Origin of the sequence: Frankia sp. AgB1.9, from assembly GCF_016786355.1 — a bacterium.
Classification (GTDB): Bacteria; Actinomycetota; Actinomycetes; order Frankiales; family Frankiaceae; genus Pseudofrankia.
On record NZ_JADWYX010000124.1, the window covers coordinates 1 to 21,558 of the forward strand.

Below are 21,558 nucleotides of genomic sequence, written 5' to 3' on the forward strand. Positions count from 1 at the left end.
CGCCCCCGGGTCAGGTCGCCGTCGTGGCGGCTCCAGCTGGGACGGCCGAGTCGAGGCCGGTGGCCGACAGGCGCCCATAGAGCGGACAGGTCTCGACCAGCTCCTCATGGGTGCCCGTCGCGATCACCCGGCCCTCGTCCATGACGATGATCCGGTCGGCGGCCCGGACCGTGGACATCCGGTGCGCGATGACCAGCAGCGCCCGTTCCGTGGCGATGTCGTGCATCACCTGGGTGAGCGCGCGTTCGTTGACGCTGTCCATCTGGGAGGTCGGTTCGTCCAGTAGCAGCACCGACGGCCTCGCCAGCAGCGCGCGGGCGATCGCGACCCGCTGGCGCTCGCCGCCGGAAAGCAGCACGCCGTGGTCGCCGACCTCGGTCCACACGCCGCGTGGCATGCGGGACACCAGATCGCCCAGTCGAGCCAGCTCGACCGCGTCGTCGATCTCGGCGTCGGAGCTGTCCGGGGCCGCATAGGCGATGTTGTCGCGCAGCGAGCCCTGGAGCACCGGAGCGTTCTGCTCGACGAGGTTGACCTGGCTGCGGGCGGCGTCTCGCGACATCTCGCGCATGTCGACGCCCTGCAGCAAGATCTCGCCGCGGTCCGGATCGTAGAACCGTTCGAGCAGTTCCAGCGCCGTCGACTTGCCGGCGCCTGACGGTCCGACCAACGCGATATGGCCGCGCTGCGGCACGGTGAACGAGACATCTCGCAGCACCGGCCGTTCCGGGGCGTAGCCGAACCACACGTCGCGGAACTCGACCGCGGGTGCGGCGGCCGCTCCGGACTCGGCCGGTTCCTCGGCCCGGTCCGCGCTCCAGGCCGCGGCGTCCGGCGGAAGGATCCGCACCAGCTGCCCGCCGACCTCGTCCACCGGGCTGGCGCCGACGGCCGGTCCATCCGCGCCGGTACCGCTGGACCCGTCATGGCGAGCTGGGCCAGTCGCGTCCTGCTCGCGGGGCAGGTCGAAGACCGCGTCGACGCGGTCCAGCGCGCCCAGCCCGCGCTGCATGATCCCGGCCGACTCGATCAGCTGGGACAGCGGCACGACGAGGTACGTCGCGTACAGCAGGAACGCGACGAGGGAACCGAGTGACGTGACGTGATGCGCCACCAGGACGCCGCCGACCAGCAGGACGACGAGCACCGAGCCCTGGATCGCCAGCTCCATCGCCGGCGCGATCACCGAGTTCAGCCTGGCCATCCGGATCCCGAGGCGGTAGGCCTCCTTGGTGTGCACGCCGATCCGGTCGGCCTCGCGCTGCTCGGCGCGGCTCGCCCGGACGGTGCGGATCGCGGTCAGCGACCGCTCCAGGTCGGCGGTCATCCGACCGACGCTCGCCTGGCCCTGTTCGGAGGTCGTCCGGACCCGGCGCAGCGCGCCGAGCACGAACACGCCCGCGAAGAGCACCGCTCCGACCACCAGCGCGAACAGCCGGGCATCGATATAGATCATCAGTGCGACGGCGCCGAGCGCGCCGATGAGGCTCGTCAGGAACGTCGCGAAGCTGTAGGCGACGGCCTCCCGGACGACGACCGTGTCGGTGTTCGCCCTGGAGATGAGGTCACCCATCCGGCGCTCGTCGTACACGCTGATCCGCAGCCGCAGCAGGTGGTTGACCAGCCGCGTTCGCAGACCCAGCAGAATCCCCTGGCCGGTGCGCTCCAGCAGGTAGTGGCCCGCGGTGTCGATCACCGCCTGGCCGACGAACAGGCTCAGCAGGAGCACCAGCAGCCAGCCCGACATCCCGCCGTGCTGGGCCGCGTCGATCACCCGTTTGACCAGCAGCGGCTGGACGATGGCGCACAGCGTGCCGATCACGGTCAGGGTGACACCGAGGGTGACGGGCCGCGAGTGGCCGCGCATCAGCCGCCACAGCCGGACGGCCTGCCAGCCGGTGGGCGGTCGCTGCGGCCGCGGGCCATCCGGCCCCCAGCCCGGCCCGTCACCCGGTCCCCAGCCCGGTCCGGGACCGCCGCCGGGGCCGGACCAGGGCCCGTGATCGCCAGGACCCCGCCCGCCCATCGAGCCCGGTCCGCCCAGCGGGCCTTGCCCGCCCATCGGGCCCGGGCCGTTCATGGGTCCGGGGCCGTCCATCGGTCCGGGGCCGTCCGGCGGCCAGGGGCCGTGCGGCGGGCCGCCGGCGGGTGGGCGGGCGTTGCCTGGCGGGCCGGCGGCATACGGCGACCCGCACGGCGGCGCTTCGCCGGGACGCGGCCGCCCCCAGGCCAGCCCGGTCACTTCGTCACCGCCTGGTGACGCCGCGACCTGGGTTCTTCTGCCGACGAGTCGGCGGTTACGCGGACCTGGTCCGGTGTGTTCGGTCCAGTCCGAGCCGGCGGCGGCACTGTCATCAAGGGCCGGAAATAGCCCGGCGGTTCCTCCTCACCGACGAGCTGACCGGCCGCCTCCACCCAGGCGTGCGCGGCGAACGGCGCGACCGACCGCACACCGGCCTGCCACGTCGGCCAGGAGCCGGACATCCGGCACAACAGCGCGGTCGCGATCGAACGCGGCACGCAGCCCCGAGCGCCGCGGCAGACCAGGCTGACAGCGACCACGTCGGCCCGGGCCCTCTCTGCCCGCGCCAGGCTGGCTGGCTGGGCGCCGCGGCTGACGGCCGCCAGCGTCGCGCGGATCCTGGCTGGTGGCTGGGTCGCCAGCGCCCGTGCCGCCACGACCGCGACGCTCGCCAGTAGCCTCCTGGCCAGCGGGGGCGCCGGGGTGCGCCGGCGCATCGACATCGGCATCGTCACCGTCGTCGACCTCCTTCAACTGGCCGCCGGGCTCCGCGCGAACACGGGCCGGCGGGGATCCCGAGCACCGGGCGAGCTGGGGGCGAGAGTCCTCACCGATCGCTCGTCCGCGGCCGGGACGACCGGCCGAGCGCGGAGCGCAGGGCGTGGCGCGCGCGGGTGCCGGACCGGTGCTGACTCCCTGCCGCAGAACCCCCTGCCGCAGAAGCCCCTGCCGCGGAACCGCCCGAAGCGGGCGACGGCGTCCCGGCGGGCGGCTCGATGCCCGACCCACTGACCGAGCCGATGATGAGGCCGGCGGATTGCAGGTCGTCGACGAGCTTGTCGACGTCGGCCCGCGCCGTCGCGGGGGCGACGTCGTACTGGTCGAGCAGCGCGCGGGCCGCCTGTGGCGGGTCACCACCGTCGAGCAGCACCCGGAGCGCGAGCGCGGCCGTCGGGTTGAGCGTCCAATAGCGACCTGAGCGCTCGTCCAGCAGCGCCGTCCCGTAGTCGGTTTCCGTCGAGACCACCGATCGGTTCAACGTCAACATGTCCTCTCCAGCGGCTCGGGCTCGGGACTGCCGGCGGCCGGGACGGTCGCCGGGCGGGCGCTCTGGTGGGGCGGGCCGCCGAGGGATGGCCGGCGGCCGCCGGCGCGCAGCCAGGACTCGGCGGCGGCGGTCTGCTGCAGCGCCAGGTAGTGACGATCCGGCGCCGCTGAATACCGGCAGAGTCCCAGCAGCCTGTCGGTGTCGACCAGCCCGAGCTCGGCCAGCCGGGACCCGTCGAACAGCCCGCGCAGCGCCGTCTGGTGCGCACGCAGGCCGGCCTCCTCCTCGGCCGAGCACTCGGCCTTGGTCTCGCGCCGCAGGCACGCGGCGGGCACCAGCCCGGCCATCGCGGCCTTGAGCAGCGGCTTGTACTCCCACGGCGTGGAGCGCTCCTCGGGCCGGACCGCTAGAGCGGCCTCGATCACCCGGTCGTCGTAGAACGGTGCGGCCAGTGGCGGTCCCGTCGGCGCGGCGAGCTGCGTGAAACCGCGGGCCACCGCCGCGCCGACCCGGATCGCGAACAGGTCGCCGTGCCGGTCGCGGGTCGGTCCGAGCGGCTCGGCCGTCACGGCCGCCTGCTCGATCGTCGCGCGCAGCAGCTCGGTGGCTTCCGGCGTCAGCCACGCGCCGATCCGCGGCGGCATCGACCAGTCCAGCTCGGCGACCCGCTCCGGCGGCACCAGATGGCGCCGGCCGCGCGCCGGCGGTCCACCGGCCGGTCGGGCCAGCGCCGCCAGCCAGTCCCGGTAGGACCGCGGCCGCAGCGTCCGCAACGTCGCGCCGAGCGGCCAGCGGCTCTGTGCGCGCAGTGGCCGCAGCCGGGCCCAGGCGGCCAGCGGATGGCCGAGGGCCAGGCCCGCGAGGTAGTTCGGCATGCTCTCCGCGACCTCGTCGCCGCCGAGGCCGCACAGGTGCAGCCTCGGCTCGTGGCGGGCGGCCAGCCGCAGGCCCGCGAGCAGCTTCGCCCGGTCGATCACCCCGATGAAGGGCCGGTCGAGCGGCTCCTCGACCCCGGTGATCCCCTCGTAGACGAGCGGGAGCTCGTCGCGCGGCAGCACCTCGAAGGTCCCGACGCCCAGTGCCGCCCGGGCGAGCGCCGCCCAGCGGGCGTCGTCGTCGGCCGGATCGCGGCCCAGGCCGGTGTACGGGACGAGCGCGGCCGGCCCGGTGGCGGCCAGGAAGCACAGCGCCGTCGAGTCGAGCCCACCGGAAAGATCCGCGGTGACGGTCCCGCCGGCGGCCGTGCGGGCCGCCACCGCGGTGACCAGCGCCTGGCGCAGCGCAGCCGCGCCCTCGACGCCGTCGAGCGTCGGCTCAGGCGCCAGCCACCAGCGCCGGTGGCTCGGGCGGCCTTGCTCGACGCACAAGCAGTGGTCCGGAGGCACGGCCGTGAGGCCCTGCCACAGCGGGCGGTCGTCGAGCGGGTGCGGCGCGACCGGGTCGACCAGGCAGAGGAGGACGGCGGCGACATCGATCCGGTCGAGGCCGGCGAGTGCGGCTACGACGTCCGCTCGGTCTCCGGCGATGATCCCGCCCGCGCCGGCGAGCGCGGCGTGGAAGACGCGGCGCAGCCCGGACGCGGTGCCCTGGACCCGCTGGCGGCCCTCGATCTCGGCGACCAGGTGGAAGCTGCCCGGCAGTTCGAGAGCGACCTGGTCGAGGGCGGCGAGGTCGCGGGCGCGGGCCAGCCGGGCGGCGAGCCGGTCGTGGCTGATCGGGGCGCAGCCGAGCAGGGCCATCCGTGACCGGCCGGCGACCGCGTCGACGATCTCGTCGCGGGCCCAGCGGCCGATCAGCCAGGGACGTCCGGACGGGCGGCGCAGCGCCGCGAGCGCCGGATCCGCGGCTTGCAGGGTGCTGGCCAGGGCGGCTCCCGCCGGAGTGTCAGGCAGGGCGACGAACCAGGGTGCGGCGGCCGTGGCCAGCGGTGCTGGCGTGGTCAACGGGTGGGTCATCTCGTCGTCAGCCGATCCTTTCCGGGCGGTTCCGGATTTCGCGCGGGTTCACGCCGGCCCGAAATGCCGGTGGGCCGGCCGAGCAATCCCGGCCGGCCCGCCAGCCGCGGCGCCTGTGCGCCCGCTGCTCGGCAGTTCCGAGGAGCTGGCACTAGTGGCGGTGGCCACCGCCCACGATGATGATGGCGCCGCCGCCCCCGCCGTAGTAGCGCGGGAAGCTCCGCCAAAGCCAGTCACGTCCCCAGCCCCAGCGGCCGTCGGTGACCTCGCTGAATTCCCCGGCGGCGTCGAGCATCGGCGTGTCGTAACGAGCCTTCATCGGCGGTTCCTCCATTCAGTGGCTGCCGCCTGAGACGGCGTTTCATCGCTCAATGTGTTCCCATTGACGGTGGGCCGCGAACGCCGGGGACCGGACTTTCTGTCAGTGCTGGCAATTCGCCCCTCTGAATTCTTTCCGGGGAAGTAGTGAGTGCGGTCGAGTCGGGAGACTTCGGCCAGTCGCGGTACGCGGCCTCCCGGCTGGCGGGGCGGCGCCGACCGGAAGACCGCGCAGAAAGAGGCCGCCTGGCGGTGTCCCGACGCGTTGGGCGGCGCCCCATGCCAGAAGGGCGAACATCGACCTCTGCGCCAGAACGCCGGCTCAACCGGCGGCGCCTTGGTCGTTGTCGGCGTGAGCCACAATGCTCGTCCGCGCCACGAAGGCGCTTCGCCGTCCCTTCCCAGGCTCCTCCATGTTCCTCGTAAACACTCCGCGTCGGTCGCCGTGTCGGCGGCCTGGGAGAGAGATGCCCACGGTTGGTTCAGCGGCGGTTCATCACGCTGCGTCGCTCACCTGTGCTGATCGCCGTTCAGGATGCGCTGGTGTTCCAACCGGAGGTCCTCGCCGGGCTCGATTCCCAGCCGCTCGGTGAGCATCCGATAGATCGTCTGGTAGGCGTTCAACGCCTCGGCACGCCGGCCGTCCTGACCCAGCGCCGCGAGAAGCTGGGCCCACAGCCGCTCCCTGGTCGGATGCTGGATCGTCAGGGCACGCAGGGCAGGCAGCACCCGGTTGTGCTGGCCCAGCCGCAGTCGGGCGTCGACCAGGTTCTCCCAGACCGCCCAGCGCAGCTCGTCGAGCCGGCTGGTCTCGGCGACGGCGATGTCCGCCGGCAGGTCGTCGTAGGGCTGGCCGCGCCAGAGCGCGAGCGCCCGGTCGAGCAACACCGTCGCCTCGGCCGGTCGGCCCGCGGCCAGCGCCTCCTCGCCCGCCCAGGCACCCGCGTCGAACAGTTCGATGTCGAACTCGTTCGGTGCCAGGCGCAGCAGATACTCACCATCGCGGCTGAGGATCCGGCCGAACGGGGACCCCGGCTCGGCCTCATGCCCGTCGAGACGTCCGTCGGAGACCGGCGGCAACGCCCGTCGCAGCTCCGAGACGTAGGTCTTGATGTTGCCGAGCGCCGAGCGCGGCGGGTCGTCCTCCCACAGCGCGACGGCGATCTGCTCGGTGCTCACCCAGCCGCCCGCGTGCAGCAGGAGCAGCGCGAGCAGACGGCGCTTCTTGCGCTGCCCGATGAACACCGGCGCTCCGTCCGCCGTCAGCAGTTCCAACGGCCCCAGCGCCGCGAACCGGACGACGCCCGTACCCGGCTTCACGTCCACGTCCACGTTGATGTCCTTGCCCGGTGCGTGCGTGATGAGACCTGGCTCTCGTCCCGGATTCCGGGGGATCAAAGGCTTGCCGACTGATCCAGGTAGCCCCCACGATCAGGGGGTCAGGGGGACCAGCCGACGGGCCTCACCCGGCTTGGGTGGCTGTGTAGGTCGAACCCGCTGTGTAGGCCGAACCCATCGTGTAGGCCGAACTAGCAGGGGGCACAACGACCGCCAGTCGCGCCGCGCCGCCGATGCCGGGGGAGAGGCAGAGCCCGTCACCGCGGCTGATCGGGATGCTGACGTCATGGAGGCTAGATGTGCCAGATGTTCGCGCTGACCAGCGGCTCGCAGCCTGTAGAGGCGACGTTCTGGTTGCTCGACGCGCCTGACAGCGAACGCGCGCTCTCTGCCCGCGTGCCCGACGGCGCGGGCCTTGCGACGTTTGGGGAGGATCGGGCCCCTCGGATCGTGAAGCAGCCGATCTCGAGTCGGGCCGGCGCTGACTTCGCCTACCAGCCGCGAACCGTCGTCTCGTCGACCTTCATCGCCCATGTACGACATGCGTCGACTGGGCGGACGAGCCTTGCGAACACCCATCCGTTCCAGCACGCCGGCCGAGTGTTCGCGCACAACGGCGTCATCGAGGAGCTGGACCGGCTGGAAGATCAGCTCGGCGAGTACCGCGCGCTCGTCCAGGGCGACACCGACTCGGAGCGCTACTTCGCCCTGATCAACCGTGAGATCGACGCCCAGGGCGGTGACGTCGGAGCGGGCATCGTCGCCGCCGCCCGCTGGATCGCGGCCAACCTCCCGCTCTACTCGATCAACATGGTGATGGCGACCGCCGACGAGCTGTGGGCGCTGCGCTACCCGGACACCAACCGGCTCTATGTGCTGAGCCGTGAGCCCGGTGGCCAGAACAACCGCCACCTCGACCACGCGAGCCCGTTCAGCGAGATCCGGGCCCGTTCGCTCGACCTCGCCGACCGCCCGGCCGTCGCCGTCGAAAGCGAGCGGATGGACGAGGACCCGGCCTGGCGCCTGATGGTCTCCGGCGAGCTCCTGCACGTCGCCGCCGACCTGACCGTCACCTCTCGGGTCGTGATCTCGATCCCGCCCGCCCGTCAGCTCTCCCTCGACGACCTCAGCCCCGAGGCCGCGTTCTCCCAGGTCGTCAACGTCGCCCCCGCCGAGACGACCCCCAGCTCCGCCTGACGTTCAGGCGTCCGGTGTTGTCCGGGCGTCCGGCATTTCGGGTCGCCCGATCGCCCGATCGCCCGCCAACACCTGCGTGCCCGTGATCGCCGTTTCCGCCCTCAAACGGTCGTAAAAACGCCCCGATCACGACCAGGGGAGGGCCAAGACGGCGATCTTGGGCCGCCAGGCGACGTCACGGGCGATGCTGGATCTTGGACTGGAGTGGCACCAGACGGGCCGTCGCCCGGCTGCTGGAAGATCCACGGGGCGGACCCTAGAGGACGAACCGCCACGCCGGCTGGAATACTGGTGACGACCAGCCGACGGCCCAGCCGGGCGGCCAGGTCGGGAGGGCTCGCCTAGTGGCCGATGGCGGCAGTCTTGAAAACTGCTATGGGGGCAACCTCATCGTGGGTTCGAATCCCACGCCCTCCGCTCCTGACCTGCGGGTTTGCCGATGAGCTGTGCAGGGATGTCGACGGCACTCAGGAGGCCTGCGTCCGCCAGGCCCGCGCGAGGTCCCTGGTGATGCCGGACGACTCGAGGACCCTGCAGGCTATGCCGCCCTCGTCCGCGAGGAGCGCCAGCAGGACGATGTCGGTGTCGATTCGTTCCTCCTGGGCGAGGCGCATCTCGCGGGGTGCATATGTCTGGAGTACCGCCTGTGCCCGGCCTGTAATGGCGAGATGGCCTGCCGGCGGCGCGTCTCGGTGCACCGTCTCCTCGTTCACCGCGTCGCGTATCGCCGCGTGTGGGGCGCCGAACTGCTCAAGCACCCACGCGGCCTTGGAGTCGAACTGACCGAGTAGCCCTAACAGGAGATGCTCGGTGCCGAAGTAGGGGCTGCCGAGTATCTGGGCCTCCTTCGCCGCTGCCGTGACCGAGTCCGATGCGTCCTTGGTGTAGAGCGAGAAGGGTTCTGTGGTCGTGACAGTGCTTTCGGGCCCGAAGCGATCTCTTGCCGCGCGGTGGCCGATGCCGAGCAGGCCCCCGACCTCGGTCCAGGAGGCGCCAGCTTCCAACGCCTGTTCGACGAACATTCTCAGGGCGACGTCGGCCTCGATCTGAATTCTGGCTACCTGCCAGGCCGCCGCGGAGAGCTGGTGCAGCTCGTCGCCTTTGAGTGGTTTGACGGCGGCGGCGATCTGCTCGGCGATCTCCATGCGGAGATACTAACGCGACCCGGGTGATTCTGGCGTATCGGAAAAGGGTCGACATTTCTCTGGGTAGTGACCGATGGGGCCGCCGGCGAATATGGAACATCGTCGGCTCTTGGTGCGGTGGGCGATCTCCGCGTTCCGCGGAACGCGGCGGCGCGGCACAGCGCGGTCGGGCCGGGCATCCGCGATCCGGAGTCACCGCTGATCGGGCTGCCGAGGATCGCCGCTGCGCGGGCGACGGCGGCGCGGCGCGGCGCGGCGGCGGGGTGGCGCCTCGGGACGACACGCCCCATCGCTGTGTCGTAGTTAGACGATTACCTCGTGTGAGCATGTGCTCGCAGTCCCCTGCAGTGCATGCCGAGCCCGTCGACATCCCAGACTGCCTCGCCGCCGTGCGCCTGGCGGGACGAACCGGCGGCCGCCCGGTGGTCCGGCGGCCTGAGGTGGACGGATGTCCGAGAGGGTGCCGGCCCGAGAGCCCGAGGTGCGCGTCGTCATGCCCAGAGAGTCCCTGTTGCGACCCGCCACGGCCGGGCTCGCCCGCCCACGCCGCGTGGTGTCGGCCACCTGGCTTCACGCGCTTGCCCGCCTGCCGAGCGGCTCCGGGAGGTTGCCGCGGTGGTTGGCCCGGGTCCGGCTGACCGGCGCGGTGGCGTTGATCGCGGCGGTCTGGGTGACCGCGCTGGGGTTGGTGGCCTTGCTGCCGGGCGGGACGGCCAGCGCGTTGGTGCCGAGCCCGGCGCCCGCTGCCGCCTCGGATGGGAGCGCAGGAGCGACCTCGCCGTCAGCGGATCCCGGAGCCACCGGCCCCACTGACGCCGTGCCGGCCCCGGCCGCGGGGCTTGCGCCGGCGATCCCGCTCCCCGCGATCAGCGTCGTGACGACATCGCCAGAGCAGTCGTTCGCGTCCGCGGGCGCCATCCTGCACTTCGACTACAACGTCACCAACACCGGCAACGTCACCCTGACCGGCATCGGGGTCAAGAGCACCGTGCCGAACAAGACTCCGGTGTTCTGCGTCAACACCACGCTCTCACCAGGAGCGTCGACGATCTGCGGCGAGTCGTACACCGCGACGCAGACGGACGTGAAGGCCGGCGGGGTGACCGTCACCGCGACCGCCACCGGCATGCCCCCGACCGGCCCGGCGGTGACGTCGGCCCCGTCGACGGTGCAGGTCCCGGTGGTCGCCGGGCCGGCCCTGGCGCTGCTCAAGGTGGGCTCGCCGCGCACCTTCGTCGCGGCCGGCCAGGCGCTGCTCTACACCTACCTGGTCAACAACACCGGCAACACGGCGCTGACCAACCTCGTGCTGACCGATCCGCAGCCCGGCCTCGTCGGGCCGCAATGCCAGACCACCACGCTTGCGCCGAACGAAGCCACCGTCTGCAGAGCGCGGTACATCACGACCGGGGCGGACGTCAGCGCCGGTCAGGTGACCAACACGGCGACCGTGACCGGCCGGACCCCCTACACCGCGACGGTCACCTCGAAGCCGGCGACCTGGACGATCCCGGTGGGCCCCCCGGTGGTCGGGCCGGCGATCAGCATCACGACGACGTCGCCGGAGCCGTCCTTCGCGTCCGCGGGCGCCCTCCTGCGCTTCGATTACACCGTCATCAACACGGGCAGCGTCCCCCTGACGGGCATCACGGTCAAAAGCACGGTGCCCAACACGCTGCCGATCTTCTGCCTCGCGAGGACGCTCGTGCCCGGGGCGTCGACTCTCTGTGAGGAGACCTACGACACGACGCAGGGCGACGTGAACGCCGGCGGGGTGACCTCCACCGCGACCGCCACCGGCACGCCCCCGACTGGCCCGGCGATCACGTCGGCCCCGTCGACGGTGCAGGTCCCGGTGGTCACCGGCCCGGCCCTGTCGCTGGCCAAGGTGGCCCGGGTTCGCTCGTTCGTCGCGGCCGGCCAGGACGTCATCTACGTCTACCTGGTCAACAACCCCGGCAACACGGTGCTGCACAACGTCACCGTCAAAGACCCGCACCCCGGGCTCTATGGGCCGTTTTGCAACCAGTCGACGCTCGGGCCCAACGACTACGCGGTGTGCTACGCGCGGTACATCACCACGGCTGCGGACGTCGGCGCGGGTAAGATCACCAACACCGCGACCGTGACAGGCCGCCTACCAACCGGCGGGACGATCACGTCGTCGCCGGCAACGTGGACAGTCCCGGTCGCCCCGATACCCGGGCCGGCGATCAGCGTCACGGCGACGTCCCCGGACGCGTCGTTCGCCGCCGCGGGCACCGTCCTGCACTTCTCCTACAACGTCGTCAACATGGGCACCGTCGCGCTGACCGGCATCACGGTGAAGAGCGAGCTGCCCAACCCGGTCCCGGTGTCCTGCCCCGTCACGACGCTTGCGCCGGGGGCGACGACTCTCTGCGGCGAGTCCTACACCACGACGCAGGCGGACGTGAACCGCGGCGAGGTGTTCGCGACCGCGACCGCGACGGGCACGCCGCCGGCCGGCCCGGCGGTCACGTCGGCCTTGTCGGCCTGGCAGGTTCCCCTGATCGTCGGCCCAGGCCTCGCCGTGACCAAGACGTCCTCACCGCGCACGTTCAGCGCGGCCGGCCAGGCGGTGACCTACACCTACCTGGTCAGCAACACCGGCCACGCGGCGCTGGCCGACCTCACCGTGACCGACCCGCAACCCGGCCTGGAGGGGCCGGTCTGTAACGCCAGCACGCTGCGGCCTGGCCAGACCACCTCCTGCGTCGCGCGGTACGTGACGACGGCCGCGGACGTCAGCGCCGGAAAGATCACCAACACGGCGACCGCGACCGGCCTCCTCCAGGCCGGTTCGACGATCACCTCGGCGCCCGCATCGTTGACCGTCGCGCTCGCGCCGCCGTCGGTCACGCCTCCCGGCCGCCGGGTCACGTTCGTTCCGGTCCCGTACCCGTTCCCCGTGGTCCGGTGACGGCGCGGCGGGGGACCGATACGGGCGAGAGACCGATATGGGTGAGGGACCGATACGAAGGCGCTGACCCTCCTGCCGCGGGAATGACAGTGCCGCCGCGGGCATAGGCGCGGTCGACGGCCGCGGTGCTGGCCGCGGTTCCGGGGGGGGGCGGGGGGGGGGCCCCCCCCCCCCCCGGGGGGGGCCCCCCGGCCGGGGGGGGGGGGCCCCCCCCCCCCCCCGGGGGGGGGGGGGGGGGGGGGGGGCGGGGGGCGCGGGGGGGGGGGGGGGGGGCGGGGGGCGGGCGGCCGCCCCCCCCGGCGGATCCGGCTCCACCGGGGACGCCGAGCTGCTTGCGTTGATCGAGTCGCTGAACCAGGCGGTGCAGGAACGCACCGCGGACCTTCAGCGGCTGAAGGCCGAGTACGACAACTACCGACGCCGCGTGGAGCGGGACCGTCAGCTGATCGCCGAACAGGCGACCGGACGGCTGCTCGCCGGGTTGCTGCCCACCCTGGACGACATCGGGCGCGCCCGCGACCACGGCGACCTCGAAGGACCGTTCAAGGCGGTCGCCGAGTCCCTCGAGGTGGCGTTGGAGGCGCTCGGGCTGGAGCGCTTCGGCGCGGTCGGAGACGAGTTCGACCCGGTGTTGCACGAGGCGCTGATGCACTCGTACCGCGGCGACGTCACCGCCCCGACCTGCGTGCAGGTGTTCCGGTCCGGCTACTCGATGGGCGGCCGGGTCCTGCGCGTCGCGCAGGTCGCGGTGGCCGAGCCGGTGGACGAGCCGGAGCCCGCCGAGCCGGCGGACGCCGACGCCCCGCCGCCAGCGGACGACACCGACGCGTGAGATCGTCTCGCCCGCGACCCCGGCCCCCAGAGTTCCGCGTTCGAGCCTCGCTCGACAATCGGAGTGACGGGTGCCGGGGTGTTGGGCGTGGATCCAGCGCCGTGGCGGGCTGGGTGAGGAAATCATGAAGAGAGGAGGGGCGCCGTGAGTGTTCGCGACATGGTCGAGAAGGACTACTACGCCGCTCTCGGCGTTCCCAAGGACGCGCCGGCTGCGGACATCAAGAAGGCATACCGCAAGCTGGCCCGCGAGCTGCACCCGGACAAGAACCCGGGCGATGCCAAGGCCGAGGCGCGCTTCAAGGAGGTCTCCGAGGCCTACGACGTCCTCTCCGACGAGCGCAGGCGACGCGAGTACGACGAGGCCAGGGCCCTGTTCCAGTCCGGTCGTTTCTCCGGCGGACCGGGTGGCTTCCCCGGTAACGGCGGCGGCTACGGCAGCGGTTACGCCGGGACCGGGGCGGGCGGCGGGTTCAGTGGCGCCTCCGGCGGCATCAACATGGACGACCTGCTCGGCGGGTTCGGCGACCTCTTCCAGCGCCAGTCGCCTGGCCGCGGCCCGAAGCGCGGCGTCGACATCGAGGCCGAGGTGACGATCTCGTTCGAGAAGTCACTGACCGGCCTGGAGGCGACCGTCCGGATTCCCGGCGCTGCCACCTGCGCCACCTGCAACGGGCTCGGCTCCCGGCCGGGCACGATGCCGCGGACGTGCCCGGTCTGTCGCGGGCTCGGGGTGATCTCGCGCTCGCAGGGCGGGTTCGCGCTGTCCGAGCCGTGCCGCGAGTGTCTCGGCAAGGGTCAGCTCATCGACCACCCGTGCCCGGACTGCCACGGCAGTGGCCGCCGCGAACGGGAGCAGCGCATCCGCATCCCCGCCGGGGTCGCCGACGGCCAGCGTCTGAAGGTCCGTGGCCGGGGCACGCCCGGCGAGCGTGGCGGCAGCCCCGGTGACCTGGAGGTCACCGTGCACGTCCAGGCGCACCCGGTCTTCGGCCGGGAGGGCCCGAACCTGACCATCGCGCTGCCAATCACCTTCAGCGAGGCGACCCTGGGCGCGTCGGTACGGGTGCCGACCCTGGACGGCGCCCCGCTGACCGTCAAGGTGCCGCCGGGCACGTCGAGCGGGAAGCGACTGCGGGCGAAGGGCCGGGGCGTCCCGAAGACGGGCGGCGGCAACGGCGACCTGATCGTCACGGTCGAGGTCGCGGTCCCCAAGCCGTCCGACCTGTCGCCGAAGGCGAGGACGGCGCTCCAGGAGTTCGCGCAGGCGCATCCGGCCGACCCCCGCGAGGCCCTGATGGCGCAGCTCGGACAGCAGTAACAGCAAGTAGGAGCCGCGCTCCCGGCCGGGCCGCTGGCCGCCGGCCGCCGGGAGCCGACAGCCACGTATTGCCGGTGAGTCCGTCCCCCTGACCCGGAACCACTGCCGGCGGACCAGACCCAGCAACACAGGTAAGACGCAGTCCTGCGGGGGAGGCACTTCGATCGGCCTCCTGGGCCGGAGCGGAAGTGAGGCAGGGGAGATGAACAACCCACGCGCGAACCGGACCTCTGACCCGCCGACGGGCGGGCCCGCGAGCCCGCTCGGCGCCGACGACTCACAGGGTGCCCCGGGGCACCGCGCCGGCCTGGGCGCGCCCCGCGGCGCGGGACGCTCGTCGTACCCGCTGCCCGGTCGGGGTGGCCCGGCGCACGACGACGATGCGCCCGTGTACGTCATCTCGATCGCCGCGGAGCTCGCCGGCATGCACCCGCAGACGCTGCGGTCCTATGACCGGCTCGGCCTGGTCACCCCCGGCCGGACGGCCGGTCGTGGCCGGCGCTACTCGGCGCGTGACGTGGCGCTGCTGCGCGAGGTCCAGCGGCTCTCCCAGGAGGAGGGCGTCAACCTCGAAGGCATCCGCCAGATCCTCCAGCTCGGCGCCCAGGTGCTGGCACTGCAGGCCGAGGTCGTCCGGCTGCACGAGGAACTGGCCAAGGCCAGGGCCGAGGCGGACCGCCGGGTGGCCGAGGCGCACGCCAGCCACCGCCGCGACCTTGTCCCGGTCGACCGCGGCGCCATCGTCGTCTGGCGGCCAGGCCCCCGCCGCTAGGGGAGGGCGCCCCGCCGCTAGCGGCGGGGGCCCGAGGTCCGGCGGCCCTCTCCGCGGCGCGAATCGCGGAGGGTGTCACGGCAAATGATTCGGACCTTGTCTGACTGTCAAGAGAGGGTGCCACCACCTCTGGCCGGGCCGAATAGTGGTGTTACCTTCAATGGTTCATCCGTCGACGGATGGATCGTCGCGTCCGCGACAGTGGGGACAAGAGGCGGACATTCAAGAGCCGCCTGACCCGGTTTTTTCGTCGCTCCCGTGGCAGGGGCGAGCCGCCGGCACCCGCCTCTACCAGGGACGATGAGGCGCGATCGGCCAGCGGGCGCGCCGCGAGGCCTAGCGGGGCTTGGGCGCTGTCCGTGCGCCGACATTCATTTTCGCTGGCCCATTTCTTTACCGCTTGGCACCTTCATCTCCAGTAGGTACCGCCGATAACCGGCGGTCGGAACTGGTATTCGGAGGTCGTCATGTACGGGCAGGGGTGGGGTCGGCGGCTGCGCCGTGGGGCGTATGTCGGGGTCGCGGCTACGGCGATGGCCGTCCTCGCGGCGGGCTGTCAGGGCGGGGGTGGTCCGACGATCGCGCCGGCGCCCGAGGTCACCTCGACCGTCACGGCCCCGGTGGTCACGACTCCTCCGGCGACCGCGCCGCAGGACCTCAAGGCGACGGACTATGTGCTGACCGCCGGTCCGGAGACCGAGGGATTCGACGGCTCGGGCGGGGCCGACGAGGACACGACGGACCCGGCGGCTCGGGCGCGGATCGCGGCCTGCGTCGGCGTGCCTGGCTACAACCCGGCCGAGCCGTTCGACCGGTCGAGCGGCGACACGTTCGTCAGCCAGCAGGACCAGATGATCCAGGCCAGCAGCCAGGCGAAGATCCTCTCTGCGGCCCAGGTCCGTCAGGACGCGAGCATCGTCACCAACCCGCGTTTCGCGGACTGCATGCGCGCCGAACTCGTCAGCTCGATCGGTGACAAGCCGATCGGCGGTGAGACCTACAAGATCCTCTCGGTCCGGTCGCTCTCGCACCCCGACGGCATAACGGCGTTCTTCCGGACCACCATGGAGGTCTCCAACGCCGACACCACGCAGCGGTTCTTCATGGACGTCGCCTACTTTTACGTCGGTCAGGTCGCCGTCGAGCTCGACTTCCAGGACTTCGGCAGCCCGATGCCGGCCGCGACCGAACAGGCCATGGCCGCCCAGATCACCGACAAGCTGACCAACCAGTGAGCCTGCTGGACTGTCGCCGCTGAACCCGGCCGGCAACGGCGCCCAGCCGGACGAGGCCGGCGCGAACATCGAGGGTCCAGGCGACATGATCGTCGTCTGGACCCTCGACTGGTCGCGATCAGGGCCTGCCCACAACCAGCCGAGGGCCACATCACTGATCAAGCAAAATTGACCAGTTGAGATCCCACGCAGGGGCTTCGACGGACCGAGAGGTCGCCGACCGGGCTACCGGCCGGGCTCGGCGGCCGGCAGGCGGCAGTCCGCGCCTACCGCGGTCACTGCTGCTTGAGCTTCCCGGCCACCTGGGCCGTGGCCGCCAGCATGAGGTCGTTGGCCGGGTTCGACAAGGAGGTCACGGTCAGCTGGTCCTCGACCTGCCCTGAGCTGAGGAAGACGACGTCGATGACCGCGGCCGCCAGCTGCTGGTTGGTGGCGTTGTCGAGAATCGGGACGGCGAACAGGACGCGAGCCGAAGCGCCGGGTGGGATCCGGACATTGGTGTTGGGCCCGACCTCCCCCCAATGGACGGTCTCGTTGGGCTCACCCGCGCTCTTCACCTCGTCCACAAGCGTCTGCTGCAGACAGGAGGCGAAGCGTGGGTCGCGCAGGGTCTCGTCATCACGCGCGCGCTGCGCCGGCGACACGATCTGCGTGCTGGAGTTGACGGCGATCTCACCGTCGTTGAGAGACAGCGCGACACCGTCGCCGGCCGCGATCGGCGGCTCGACCGTCGTGTCGAGACAGGTCGCGAGCAGCCGGAACGGGCTGATGACTGGATCTGTCATGTCGGAATAGGCCGACGCGGCCGAGGTCACCGTGAACGATTTGGTCTCGGTGGCCTGGGCGTAGACGAAGGCAAGAGGGTCGAGCTTCTCCGACAGTGCGGCGACGCTGGCTTCCGCCGTGCGCGGCGCTGTACTGGTTGAGGCCGCACTGTTCGCGCCGACGGTGGAGCCGCAGCTGCAGAGCGTGAACACCGCGACGGCCGCGCCTGCCCAGCCGGCCCGAATCCGGGTCAACATCATGATGGTCCTTAGTCCTGGTATCGCGCGGCACAAAACAGGGCGATCAGCCCTGCCCACGCGGACAACGACCATAGCGTTGTAGATGGTCGCGAACCATTTCAACGCGGACCAATCGGGCAGGCCCGCAGCCTCGCGGCCGGGCCCGCCCGAGACAGCGAGCGGCGGTCAGGCGCCAGGTCAGACCGAGAGAGCCATGGCCTGGGTTGCCGGGAGAGGTGCATGATCGCTGTTTCGGCCCTCGGGTGGTCGCAAAAGTCTGCTGAGCACGACCACCCGAGGGCCAAAACAGCGATCAACGGCCGGCCGGTGGCGCTGTGGCCGGGCGCTGCGGCTTCAGACGGTGGGTCAGACCGAGAAGGTGACGGTCTGCGTTCCCGGGGGGACGTTGTCGGAGATCACGGCAGAACCGGAGCCGAGGGTCTGGCCGAACTGGACCTCGCAGGACTGGCCGGGGGCGAAGGTGCCGATGCAGCCGTTGGTCAGGATTCCCTCGAAGAGCGACGCGGGGGGCGCGTCGACGGCGGTGATCTTCAGGGGCGCCGTTCCGGTGCTCGTGATCGTCAGGAGCGGGCAGTGGTGCGAGCCGCCGGGGCAGTCGCCCCAGACGATCGCCGTCCCGATCCCGGGCTTGCCCTGCGGGTGCGAACCGGGGCCGCCGGCCGGCGGCCAGCAGGCCGTCAGCGCCGCCAGGGCGACGCCGACCAAGGCCACGGCGAATGCCATCCGACGGCGGGCCACGCGGCGTAACGGTCGTTCTGAAACTCGCGCCTGATCGGGCGCCGTCGAGCCAAGGTTGACACCGGAAGTCTGCATCCGGTCCTCCGTAGTCTGGATGCGTCGGAGGCGCGAGGCGGCGTTCGCATCCCCCGGCTGGCCGCGCCCGGACGGGTATAGACCACTCGGGACGGCGGTCCGGGCGATCCCGCCGGTCCTGAACCAGGACAGAATCCCGCGCGATCCGAGCCGGATCACACCGTGGCGCCTGCCCGCGTCGAGACCCGCCACGCCACGAAACCGCGTGATCACTCTCGACTGCGATCGGGAAGTTTAGGGCCCGCCGCGAGGCCACCATCGATCGCTGTCGCGCACCCGACACCCACCCCGCCGCCGCCAGGGAAGAAGGGCTGGGACACGGGTGGGGGCGGCAGCTCGGCCAATTGATTCCTACCTGGTAGTGGTCGATTCGACCCGGCCGCACCGCTATGGATGACTCGTTCGCTACCCCCACGAAGGGGCCTGTCAGACCGACCACCGCGCCCCGGTCTGCCCTCAGAGAGGGGCTGGGGGACTGACACCCCCACCCGTCGAGTCCTCTGTCATGGCAGCGAATCTTGGCCCGCGCCGACCGCGGGGCATGCCTTGATCAGTCGCCGTCCGCGCGTGGTCGGCGAGGAGGGGGGTGGGGAACATCCTGGGGCGGGAACATCGGGCTACCGTCTGGGAGTTGAGTGCGAGTGACTCAGGTATGCTTAGCGGTAGCTGCGCTGGGCCTGACGTCACGAACCTGGTAGGCGACGGACGATATGGCCGCCGACGACGATGACCAATGGGGAACCGCATGAACCCTGACCGGCTGACCGCCCGCTCCCAGGAGGCGCTGGCCTCCGCCATCTCAAGGGCGACTGGCGACGGATCACCCCTCGTCGACCCCCTCCACCTGCTGACCGCGCTGCTCGCGCAGCCGGAAGGCATCGCGACCGCGCTGCTGACCGCCGCCGGGACCTCGGTCGACGCGATCCGCCAGCGAGCCGAGAACGCCGTCGGCCGGCTGCCGCACGCGACCGGCACGAGCGTCTCGCCCCCGCAGCTCTCCCGTCAGCTGGTCACGGTGCTCGACCGCGCCGAGCGTGAGGCTGGCCGGCTGGGCGACGAGTACACCTCGGTCGAGCACCTGGTCATCGCGCTGGCAGAGGAGGGCGGTGAGGCCGGCCGGACGCTGACCGCCGGCGGCGCCACGGCCGACCGGCTGCGCGCCGCGATCGAGACGGTCCGTGGCGGCGCCCGTCGGGTGACCAGCCGTGACCCGGAGGGTTCCTACCGCGCGCTGGAGAAGTACTCGCTGGACCTGACCGAGCGCGCCCGCGCCGGCAAGCTGGACCCGGTCGTGGGCCGGGACGCCGAGGTTCGCCGGGTCATCCAGGTGCTGTCGCGCCGGACGAAGAACAACCCGGTGCTGATCGGCGAGCCGGGCGTCGGCAAGACCGCGATCGTCGAGGGGCTGGCCCAGCGCGTCGTGGCCGGGGACGTGCCCGAGTCGCTGCGAGGCCGGCGGATCGTCTCGCTGGACCTCGGCTCGATGGTGGCCGGGTCGAAGCTGCGCGGCGAGTTCGAGGAGCGGCTTACCTCCGTCCTCAACGAGATCCGCGAGGCCGAGGGCCAGATCATCACCTTCATCGACGAGCTGCACACCGTCGTCGGCGCCGGCGCGGCCGAGGGCTCGATGGACGCCGGCAACATGCTCAAGCCGATGCTGGCTCGCGGCGAGCTGCGGATGATCGGCGCGACCACGCTGGACGAGTACCGCAAGCACATCGAGAAGGACCCGGCGCTGGAGCGCAGGTTCCAGCCGGTCATGGTCGGTGAGCCGTCGGTGGAGGACACCATCGGCATCCTGCGCGGCCTCAAGGAGCGTTACGAGGTCCATCACGGCGTGCGGATCACCGACGCCGCCCTGGTCGCCGCCGCGACGCTGTCGGACCGGTACGTCACCGCCCGGTTCCTGCCGGACAAGGCGATCGACCTGGTCGACGAGGCCGCCTCCCGGCTGCGGATGGAGCTCGACAGCCGACCGGTCGTGATCGACGCGCTGGAGCGGGCCGTGCGCCGCCTCGAGATCGAGGAGATGGCGCTGTCGAACGAGAGCGACGAGGCGTCCAAGGCCCGCCTCGACCGGCTGCGCCGTGAGCTCGCCGACAAGCGCGAGGAGCTGAACGGGCTGACCGCCCGCTGGCAGCGCGAGAAGGACGCGATCGGCGAGGTGCAGCGGCTCAACGAGGAGCTGGACCAGGCTCGCCGGATGACCGAGATCGCCGAGCGTGACCTCGACCTGGCCCGCGCCGCCGAGCTGCGCCACGGCACCATCCCGGCGCTGGAGAAGCGGCTGGCCGAGGCGGCCGCCGCGCTGGGCGCCAAGGACGGAGGCGCGGCCGAGCCGATGCTGAACGAGGAGGTCGGCCCGGACGACGTCGCCGAGGTCGTCGCCGTCTGGACCGGCATCCCCGCCGGCCGCCTGCTGGAGGGCGAGACCGCGAAGCTGCTGCGGATGGAGGACGAGCTGCACACCCGGGTGATCGGGCAGGACGAGGCCGTCCGGGCCGTCTCGGACGCGGTGCGCCGAGCCCGGGCCGGCATCGCCGACCCCGACCGACCGACCGGCTCGTTCCTGTTCCTCGGCCCGACCGGTGTCGGCAAGACCGAGCTCGCGAAGGCGCTGGCCGACTTCCTGTTCGACGACGAGCGCGCGATGGTGCGCATCGACATGTCGGAGTACGGCGAGAAGCACTCGGTCGCCCGGCTCATCGGCGCCCCGCCCGGTTATGTGGGCTTCGAGTCAGGCGGCCAGCTCACCGAGGCCGTCCGCCGCCGGCCGTACAGCGTGATCCTGCTCGACGAGGTCGAGAAGGCGCACCCGGACGTGTTCGACGTGCTGCTGCAGGTGCTCGACGACGGCCGGCTCACCGACGGGCAGGGCCGGACGGTCGACTTCCGCAACACCATCCTGATCATGACGTCCAACCTGGGCTCGCAGTACATCGCGGACCCGACGCTGTCGGCCCAGGCGGCGTCGAGCATGGTCCAGGGGGCGATGCGGGAGGCGTTCAAGCCCGAGTTCATCAACCGGCTCGACGGCTACGTGATCTTCTCCCAGCTCGACAAGGAGAACCTGACAAGGATCGTCGATCTGCAGCTCGACCGGCTGCGCCAGCGGCTGGCCGACCGACGGATCACGTTGGCGGTCACCGAGGCTGCCAAGAGCTGGCTCGCGGACAAGGGCAACGACCCCATCTACGGCGCCCGTCCGCTACGCCGGCTGGTGCAGACCGCGGTCGGCGACCAGTTGGCCCGCGAGTTGCTCAGCGGCCAGGTGCACGACGGCGACGAGGTGGCCGTCGACGTCAGCGCCGACGAGACCGGGCTCGCTGTCCGCCCGGCCACCGCGGCGAACCTGGACAAGAAGACGCTCTAGCAGC

The 21,558-nt window shown here is 71.9% G+C and carries 16 protein-coding genes, 1 tRNA gene and 1 pseudogene; 8 read left to right on the plus strand and 10 right to left on the minus strand.

Annotated elements, in window-relative coordinates:
- Window positions 1-10: 10 nt before the first annotated feature.
- The 6 genes from I6A60_RS33890 to I6A60_RS33915 form a co-directional block, all read right to left on the minus strand.
- Window positions 11-1,867: an ABC transporter ATP-binding protein gene (locus tag I6A60_RS33890; RefSeq protein WP_305038709.1), complete on the minus strand. Its 1,857-nt coding sequence runs from the start codon at window positions 1,865-1,867 to the stop codon at window positions 11-13.
- A gap of 371 nt (window positions 1,868-2,238) precedes the next feature.
- Window positions 2,239-2,751 carry a lasso peptide biosynthesis B2 protein gene (locus I6A60_RS33895; RefSeq protein ID WP_238436818.1) on the minus strand — a complete coding sequence of 171 codons (513 nt, stop codon included), beginning with the start codon at window positions 2,749-2,751 and terminating at the stop codon, window positions 2,239-2,241.
- Window positions 2,752-2,849: 98 nt separating this feature from the next.
- A complete protein-coding gene (locus tag I6A60_RS33900; RefSeq protein WP_203020641.1) occupies window positions 2,850-3,290 on the minus strand; it encodes a lasso peptide biosynthesis PqqD family chaperone in 441 nt (146 codons plus the stop codon).
- Window positions 3,284-5,245, minus strand: coding sequence for an asparagine synthase-related protein (locus I6A60_RS33905; protein WP_203020639.1), 1,962 nt, complete (start codon window positions 5,243-5,245; stop codon window positions 3,284-3,286). Before I6A60_RS33905 ends, I6A60_RS33900 begins: the two co-directional genes overlap by 7 nt.
- Before the next feature lie 151 nt (window positions 5,246-5,396).
- Window positions 5,397-5,564: a lasso RiPP family leader peptide-containing protein gene (locus I6A60_RS33910; RefSeq protein ID WP_203020636.1), complete on the minus strand. Its 168-nt coding sequence runs from the start codon at window positions 5,562-5,564 to the stop codon at window positions 5,397-5,399.
- Window positions 5,565-6,073: 509 nt separating this feature from the next.
- On the minus strand, window positions 6,074-6,895 hold the full coding sequence (locus I6A60_RS33915) for an AfsR/SARP family transcriptional regulator (protein WP_203020634.1): 822 nt from the start codon (window positions 6,893-6,895) through the stop codon (window positions 6,074-6,076).
- A gap of 303 nt (window positions 6,896-7,198) precedes the next feature.
- Here I6A60_RS33915 and I6A60_RS33920 point away from each other — a divergent pair, with 303 nt between their 5' ends.
- Both I6A60_RS33920 and I6A60_RS33925 read left to right on the plus strand, forming a co-directional pair.
- Window positions 7,199-8,098: a class II glutamine amidotransferase gene (locus tag I6A60_RS33920; protein ID WP_203020633.1), complete on the plus strand. Its 900-nt coding sequence runs from the start codon at window positions 7,199-7,201 to the stop codon at window positions 8,096-8,098.
- A gap of 330 nt (window positions 8,099-8,428) precedes the next feature.
- Window positions 8,429-8,515: transfer RNA gene (locus tag I6A60_RS33925), tRNA-Ser, on the plus strand.
- Between the two features lie 50 nt (window positions 8,516-8,565).
- Here I6A60_RS33925 and I6A60_RS33930 read toward each other — a convergent pair.
- Together I6A60_RS33930 and I6A60_RS33935 are read right to left on the minus strand one after the other, a co-directional pair.
- Window positions 8,566-9,243 carry a Clp protease N-terminal domain-containing protein gene (locus I6A60_RS33930; RefSeq protein ID WP_203020631.1) on the minus strand — a complete coding sequence of 226 codons (678 nt, stop codon included), beginning with the start codon at window positions 9,241-9,243 and terminating at the stop codon, window positions 8,566-8,568.
- 570 nt (window positions 9,244-9,813) lie between these two features.
- Window positions 9,814-10,044 (minus strand): hypothetical protein, encoded by a 231-nt coding sequence (locus I6A60_RS33935; protein WP_203020629.1) that lies wholly within the window; start codon window positions 10,042-10,044, stop codon window positions 9,814-9,816.
- Between the two features lie 73 nt (window positions 10,045-10,117).
- Between I6A60_RS33935 and I6A60_RS33940 the strand changes: the two genes are divergently transcribed.
- The 5 genes and pseudogenes from I6A60_RS33940 to I6A60_RS33960 all read left to right on the plus strand — a co-directional run bounded on the left by I6A60_RS33940 (window position 10,118) and on the right by I6A60_RS33960 (window position 16,343).
- Window positions 10,118-12,184: a hypothetical protein gene (locus I6A60_RS33940; protein WP_203020627.1), complete on the plus strand. Its 2,067-nt coding sequence runs from the start codon at window positions 10,118-10,120 to the stop codon at window positions 12,182-12,184.
- A 283-nt stretch (window positions 12,185-12,467) separates the two neighbouring features.
- Window positions 12,468-13,016 (plus strand): annotated as a pseudogene (grpE, locus tag I6A60_RS33945) (nucleotide exchange factor GrpE); the annotation flags it as partial.
- Between the two features lie 144 nt (window positions 13,017-13,160).
- Entirely contained in the window at window positions 13,161-14,336 is a 1,176-nt protein-coding gene (gene dnaJ / locus I6A60_RS33950; protein WP_203020663.1) for a molecular chaperone DnaJ, read from the plus strand.
- A gap of 202 nt (window positions 14,337-14,538) precedes the next feature.
- Window positions 14,539-15,108, plus strand: coding sequence for a heat shock protein transcriptional repressor HspR (locus I6A60_RS33955; RefSeq protein ID WP_203042294.1), 570 nt, complete (start codon window positions 14,539-14,541; stop codon window positions 15,106-15,108).
- 467 nt (window positions 15,109-15,575) lie between these two features.
- Window positions 15,576-16,343, plus strand: coding sequence for a hypothetical protein (locus I6A60_RS33960; RefSeq protein ID WP_203020661.1), 768 nt, complete (start codon window positions 15,576-15,578; stop codon window positions 16,341-16,343).
- A 275-nt stretch (window positions 16,344-16,618) separates the two neighbouring features.
- Here the strand turns inward: I6A60_RS33960 and I6A60_RS33965 are convergent, their stop codons facing one another.
- On the minus strand, window positions 16,619-17,365 hold the full coding sequence (locus I6A60_RS33965) for a hypothetical protein (RefSeq protein ID WP_203020659.1): 747 nt from the start codon (window positions 17,363-17,365) through the stop codon (window positions 16,619-16,621).
- A gap of 348 nt (window positions 17,366-17,713) precedes the next feature.
- Window positions 17,714-18,091, minus strand: a complete 378-nt coding sequence (locus I6A60_RS33970; RefSeq protein WP_203020657.1) for a hypothetical protein — start codon at window positions 18,089-18,091, stop codon at window positions 17,714-17,716.
- An 835-nt stretch (window positions 18,092-18,926) separates the two neighbouring features.
- Between I6A60_RS33970 and clpB the strand changes: the two genes are divergently transcribed.
- A complete protein-coding gene (gene clpB / locus I6A60_RS33975; RefSeq protein WP_203020655.1) occupies window positions 18,927-21,554 on the plus strand; it encodes an ATP-dependent chaperone ClpB in 2,628 nt (875 codons plus the stop codon).
- Window positions 21,555-21,558 lie beyond the last annotated feature (4 nt).

Coding starts and splice junctions, on each gene's coding strand:
- I6A60_RS33895 (WP_238436818.1), bottom strand. CDS start 2,751: ATGCCGATGTCGATGCGCCGGCGCACCCCGGCGCCCCCGCTGGCCAGG.
- I6A60_RS33920 (WP_203020633.1), top strand. CDS start 7,199: ATGTGCCAGATGTTCGCGCTGACCAGCGGCTCGCAGCCTGTAGAGGCG.
- clpB (WP_203020655.1), top strand. CDS start 18,927: ATGAACCCTGACCGGCTGACCGCCCGCTCCCAGGAGGCGCTGGCCTCC.
- I6A60_RS33955 (WP_203042294.1), top strand. CDS start 14,539: ATGAACAACCCACGCGCGAACCGGACCTCTGACCCGCCGACGGGCGGG.
- I6A60_RS33960 (WP_203020661.1), top strand. CDS start 15,576: ATGTACGGGCAGGGGTGGGGTCGGCGGCTGCGCCGTGGGGCGTATGTC.
- I6A60_RS33930 (WP_203020631.1), bottom strand. CDS start 9,243: ATGGAGATCGCCGAGCAGATCGCCGCCGCCGTCAAACCACTCAAAGGC.
- I6A60_RS33965 (WP_203020659.1), bottom strand. CDS start 17,365: ATGTTGACCCGGATTCGGGCCGGCTGGGCAGGCGCGGCCGTCGCGGTG.
- I6A60_RS33910 (WP_203020636.1), bottom strand. CDS start 5,564: ATGAAGGCTCGTTACGACACGCCGATGCTCGACGCCGCCGGGGAATTC.
- I6A60_RS33905 (WP_203020639.1), bottom strand. CDS start 5,245: ATGACCCACCCGTTGACCACGCCAGCACCGCTGGCCACGGCCGCCGCA.
- I6A60_RS33970 (WP_203020657.1), bottom strand. CDS start 18,091: ATGGCATTCGCCGTGGCCTTGGTCGGCGTCGCCCTGGCGGCGCTGACG.
- I6A60_RS33890 (WP_305038709.1), bottom strand. CDS start 1,867: ATGCGCGGCCACTCGCGGCCCGTCACCCTCGGTGTCACCCTGACCGTG.
- I6A60_RS33900 (WP_203020641.1), bottom strand. CDS start 3,290: ATGTTGACGTTGAACCGATCGGTGGTCTCGACGGAAACCGACTACGGG.